This window comes from Sulfuricurvum sp. RIFOXYD12_FULL_44_77, assembly GCF_001830725.1.
GTDB lineage: Bacteria > Campylobacterota > Campylobacteria > Campylobacterales > Sulfurimonadaceae > Sulfuricurvum > Sulfuricurvum kujiense_A.
Genome location: NZ_MIBU01000103.1, coordinates 1 through 1,676, shown reverse-complemented (window position 1 = coordinate 1,676; position 1,676 = coordinate 1). Strand labels below are relative to the sequence as shown.

The following is a 1,676-nucleotide window of genomic DNA, read 5'->3' as shown; positions in this document are numbered from 1 at the left end:
TACCGTTTCGAAATTAACTACCTCTTCTAAAGGCTAAATGATGAGAGCGTTGTTGGGAACTTTATTCTTTACGATCACGAGTTTGAGCGCGTATGATTATGCCCTCAAACCGGTACGTGTTACCTCGGATGTCCACTGCTTTTTTGGGAAGCCTGAGATTATGGATAAAACCAACAACGGAAACATCGTTAACAGCTGTTACATCGATGCAGGAGAGGGATACGTTGTCATCGACACCGGTCCCTCGTATGCCTATGCCGAGTCGGCGTATAACGCGATGAAAAAAATCAAATCCCTCCCCGTTAAACTCGTTATCAACACCCATATCCATGATGATCATTGGTTGGGAAATAACTATTTTACCGAGCAGGGAATTCGTGTGTTAGGATCCGATGATTTCAAGGTGAGTGCCGATATGAGCGAGCCTACCCGAATGCAAACCTATATCTCTGGCGAAGCGTATGCTAAGACGAAGCCTACATTGCCGACTGAGATGATCAGCAGTGATACAACGTTGAACATCGGTAATCAAAAACTTGAGCTTAAAATTGCCAAACATAAAGCCCATACGGCAAAAGATATGGTGGTGTATCTACCGAAATCAAATGTACTGATTGCCGCTGATTTGATTTTTAATGATCGTCTCCCCTCTGTTCGAGGGGGAGATATTAACGGCTGGCTCTTGGCACTTGATGAGCTTGATACGTTACAAGCCAAACACATCGTCGGAGGACATGGAAACCGCACCGATAAAGATGCGGCGGCGATGACGAGAGACTATTTCACGCAGATGCGTAACGAGATTCGTGCCGCAATTGCAGAGGGTCTCAGTATCGAGGATACGATTAAAAAAGTAACGATGGACGGTTATAAAAAATACAAACTCTATGAGGGTACGCATCGCCATAACGTTGAAGCTTCGTATCGGGTACTCGAGTGGGAATAATAATGAAACGATTAGTATTTTTAGTTTCCGTATTCTCTACACTTGCTTTTGGGGATATTCGTTTCGCACAACCTGAACCCTCTATCAATAAACCGCGTGAAGTGGTGATGGGGATCAGTCATGGTGATGATGAATCGATTCACCACGGATTGAGTACGGCGAACAATCTCCTCAAATTCTACGGTCCCGAAAAGATCCATTTGCGTATTGTGGCCTATTATCACGGTATCCGTACGTTGCTTAAAAGTGAAAAAGAGATTGCCGTTCGGGTTCGGGCACTCCAGCAATACGGTGTCGAATTTGTCGCATGCGGCAATACGATGGAGACTAAAAAAATCACCCCTGACCAGCTAACGCCTGATGTTGAGATTGTCAGTGCAGGGATTGCCGAAGTGATCGAGCGCGCCACTGAGGGCGCATTTTACATTCAACCTTAAGGAAGTAAAGATGAAAATTTTTCTCATAACAGTTTTGGCGGGATTTTTATCCCTTTTTGGCGGTGATTTACACCTATTGAGTATTCCGAACGCGGATGGTAAATACAATGCTGCTGTCATTGAAAAAGCACTTGAAGCCAACGGTTTTGTCATTTCAGCTAACAGCGAAATGAACGGACCGTTTAAAATTCAATTCGGACAAAGTGATTTTACACAGTTCAATCTTTTGACCGCGTATCATAAAGCTCATTCGGAAACATTGGTAAAAGCCAATCCCGATGCGGGAATTTTTG

The 1,676-nt window shown here is 44.1% G+C and carries 2 protein-coding genes and 1 pseudogene; all 3 read left to right on the top strand.

Annotation, left to right across the window (positions count from 1 at the left end; all coding sequences use genetic code 11):
* The first annotated feature begins 40 nt into the window (after positions 1-40).
* Entirely contained in the window at positions 41-946 is a 906-nt protein-coding gene (locus tag A2517_RS04530; RefSeq protein ID WP_294894577.1) for an MBL fold metallo-hydrolase, read from the top strand.
* Between the two features lie 2 nt (positions 947-948).
* Entirely contained in the window at positions 949-1,383 is a 435-nt protein-coding gene (locus A2517_RS04525) for a DsrE family protein (RefSeq protein ID WP_294894575.1), read from the top strand.
* A gap of 10 nt (positions 1,384-1,393) precedes the next feature.
* Positions 1,394-1,676, top strand: a pseudogene (locus A2517_RS04520) (DUF302 domain-containing protein); the annotation flags it as partial.

Excerpts from the sequence above, each read along its gene's own strand:
- A2517_RS04530 (WP_294894577.1), top strand. The coding sequence starts at position 41 with ATGAGAGCGTTGTTGGGAACTTTATTCTTTACGATCACGAGTTTGAGC.
- A2517_RS04525 (WP_294894575.1), top strand. The coding sequence starts at position 949 with ATGAAACGATTAGTATTTTTAGTTTCCGTATTCTCTACACTTGCTTTT.